A 3,593-nucleotide genomic window follows, 5' to 3' on the forward strand; every position below is an offset into this window, starting at 1 on the left:
ACATAGACTACTTATTTTCAAATTTAATTCCACAATATAAGGACATAGAATTTGGAGCACACCTACATACTACACCATCCAGTTGGTTTGAAAAAATTGACGCGGCTTATAAAGCAGGTTGTCGTCGTTTTGATGGCGCCATACAAGGTTTTGGTGGATGCCCAATGGCAAAAGATGAATTAACAGGCAATATGCCAACCGAAAAAGTACTGTCTTACTTAACTACCAAGAAATCTAATGATTTAGCAGCTATGGCTTTTGAAAGTGCTTATAATGAAGCGTCTAAGATTTTTAATGCATATCATTAAAACTTTGAAATTTAATTTATATTGTAATCTTTTGAAAATCAGTTTTTTATTTTTTTTATTTAAATTTAGTCTAAATAAAGTTGCATAAACTATTTTTCAATAGTATTTTTGCTGTCGAAATTAAATCTATTTATATCCAGTCTAAATAAAAACTGAGTAAAAACAAACTGAAAAATGAAGAAATTTGTATTAGGATTAGCAGCATTAGCAACATTAGGTATAACCTCTTGTAGTAATGATGACGATGGAACTGTAACACCACCACCAACAAACACAGTAACGGCACCAGATACTTATGTGTTTACTAGAAATGGTAACACTACAGTAAGTTTTGGAGGTCAAACAACAAGAATACAAATGGCAGAAGAAATTGTTTCTGCATTAAAGAATACATCAAAAACAGAAGCACAATTAGATGCTATGTTTGCACATGTTGAAGGCGCTAATGATTTTAGTGATGCAGATTTAAATGCTTCAGGAAAAAGTGTACGTAGTAAAACAGCTGCATCGGCAGACTATTTCTCTGCAAATACAACAGATGCTAATGCAATAAAGGCAGATTTTGATGCTTATATAGAAAACCAAGTAAATAATGTGTATCCTAATTGGGGTACAACTGCATCTGCAGGTGTTGCAGGACAATTACAAGAAGCAGGTGGCGGATCTACACGTTATATAAATGCAAAAGGCTTAGAAAACAATCAAGCATTTGCTAAAGGATTAATAGGTGCTTTAATGGTAGACCAAATGTTAAATAACTATTTAGGTACAGCAGTTTTAGATGCAGGAGATAACAGAGCAAATAATGATGCCGGTACATTAGATGGAGATAAAAACTATACAACTATGGAACACAAATGGGATGAAGCTTATGGTTACTTATACGGTAATGAGGCTAACCCTGCTGTACCAGTTTTAGGAGCAGATAGTTTTTTAAATAAATATGTATCTAGAGTTGAGGGAGATGCTGATTTTTCAGGCATAGCAATGGATATTTACAATGCCTTTAAGTTAGGTCGTGCTGCAATTGTTGCTAAAAACTACGAAGTTCGTGATGCACAAGCGCAAATTATTAGAGAAAAAATATCTCAAATAATTGGAGTAAGAGCAGTATACTATTTACAACAAGGGAAGAACAATTTAGCAACAGATAAAGCTTCTGCATTTCATGATTTATCAGAAGGATTTGGATTTGTATACAGTTTACAATTTACAAGAAAGCCAGGAACAAATGTACCATACTTTACAAAAGCAGAGGTCGATGGATTTATTTCTACATTAATGGCAGGAAACGGATTCTGGGATGTAACTCCGGCAATGTTAGATACAATGTCTGATACTATTTCGGCAGAATTTAGCTTTACTACAGCGCAAGCAGGAAGTTAATTATATAAATAATTAAGATATATTCTGGGAAATAGTAGTAGCAACATAGTTACTACTATTTTCCTATTTTTGCAAACTTAAAAAGAAACTTAAACTAGTAAGAATATGAAGAAAATAATTGGAGTAATAGTAATCACTTTAATTGTAGTAGCTTGTTCAAAATCTGATGACTCTGGTTCTGGAGGCGGAACAAACGATAATTTTAATAGAGGCGTAATGTTAACCAATATTGCAGATAATATTATTATTCCTGCTTACGAAGATTTCTCTACAGATTTAAATAGTTTAGTAACTGCTAAAGATAATTTTGTAGTAGCACCAAACCAGAGTAATTTAGACGCATTAAGAACATCTTGGTATAATGCTTACAAAACATGGCAATACCTTGAAATGTTTAATATAGGAAAAGCAGAAGAACTATTATATAGTTTTCAAATGAATGTGTACCCTACAAATACAACAGATATAGAAAATAATATAGCTTCAGGAACCTATGATTTAACGAGCGTTAATAATAACGATGCTGTTGGATTTCCTGCATTGGACTATTTATTATATGGGGTAGCAAATGATGATACAGGAATATTAAATGTATATGCTGGAGCTAACTATAAAAATTATCTTTCAGATTTGGTAGATCAAATGCATTCTTTAACCAATACTGTGTATACAGATTGGACATCATCGTATAGAGCGACATTTATAGCTAGTACAGAAAATACTGCTTCAAGTGCAGTAAATAAGTTAGTAAATGATTTTATCTTTTATTACGAGAAAGGATTAAGAGCTAATAAAATAGGAATTCCAGCAGGTGTGTTTTCTTCAACTACATTACCATCAAAGGTAGAAGGTGTATACCGAGAAGATGTCTCTAGAGCATTAGCCTTAGAAGCCCTACAAGCTGTACAAGATATGTTTAACGGAGTAGCGTATAATGGAAGTGCTAGTGGAGAAAGTTTTAAAACTTATTTAGAAACGTTAAATAGAACAGAGTTAGCAACACTTATTAATTCTAGGCTTAATACTGCAAGACAAAAAATGCAAGGATTAGATGTTAACCTAAAAAACCAAGTCACTACAGATAACACAAAAATGACAGAAACTTATGATGCTTTACAACTAGCCGTAGTTTCTTTAAAAGTAGACATGTTGCAAGCCTTTAACATAAGTGTAGATTATGTAGATGCAGACGGAGATTAATAATAAAAGAATAGTAAGATATAAATAAAAAATATGTAGAAAAGGTTGTCCCAAATATTAAATATAAAGACAACCTTTTTTGTACAAAATGAACTGGAATTTAAAAACATATTTAACTAAAACAACAAGTGCTGCACCTTTAGCGGTATTTCGTATTGGTTTTGGGTTAATGATGCTGTATGGTATTATTAGATATTGGGCAAAAGGATGGATAGAAACCGTTTACATTTTACCAAAATTTCATTTTAAATACTATGGGTTCGAGTGGGTTAAAACATTAGGAGACTATACTTATGTCTTATTTTTAATTTGCGGTATTTCTGCACTACTAGTTGCTATTGGATATAAATATAAGTATGCTATAATCTCCTTTTTTTTAAGTTTTACATACATAGAACTTATGGAAAAAACCACTTATTTAAATCATTATTACTTTATAAGTATACTTAGTTTTTTAATGATATTTCTACCAGCAGAACGCTATTTTTCTATAGATGCTTATAAACAGAAAAAACAATACTTAAAAGTACCAAATTGGACTATAGATAGTATAAAGTTATTGTTAGGGATTGTTTATTTCTATGCAGGTTTAGCAAAAATTAATTCCGATTGGTTATTTAAGGCAATGCCTCTTAAAATATGGCTCCCATCTAAATACGATTTACCATTAATAGGAGAAAGCCTAATGCAGCAAAATTG

At 31.7% G+C, this 3,593-nt stretch carries 3 protein-coding genes and 1 pseudogene; all 4 read left to right on the forward strand.

Translation table 11 applies throughout. The annotated features are described in order from the left end of the window. A pseudogene (locus tag ACVC2P_RS15590) lies at nucleotides 1-308 on the forward strand (hydroxymethylglutaryl-CoA lyase); the annotation flags it as partial. Between the two features lie 174 nt (nucleotides 309-482). Next, entirely contained in the window at nucleotides 483-1,694 is a 1,212-nt protein-coding gene (locus ACVC2P_RS15595) for a DUF4856 domain-containing protein (RefSeq protein ID WP_452599383.1), read from the forward strand. A gap of 105 nt (nucleotides 1,695-1,799) precedes the next feature. Then, on the forward strand, nucleotides 1,800-2,894 hold the full coding sequence (locus ACVC2P_RS15600; protein WP_452599384.1) for an imelysin family protein: 1,095 nt from the start codon (nucleotides 1,800-1,802) through the stop codon (nucleotides 2,892-2,894). 88 nt (nucleotides 2,895-2,982) lie between these two features. Continuing rightward, the coding region (locus ACVC2P_RS15605) for an HTTM domain-containing protein (RefSeq protein ID WP_452599385.1) at nucleotides 2,983-3,593 on the forward strand (611 nt) is incomplete at its 3' end.

The organism is Pontimicrobium sp. MEBiC01747 (assembly GCF_053601635.1).

Coding starts and splice junctions, on each gene's coding strand:
- ACVC2P_RS15595 (WP_452599383.1), top strand. CDS start 483: ATGAAGAAATTTGTATTAGGATTAGCAGCATTAGCAACATTAGGTATA.
- ACVC2P_RS15600 (WP_452599384.1), top strand. CDS start 1,800: ATGAAGAAAATAATTGGAGTAATAGTAATCACTTTAATTGTAGTAGCT.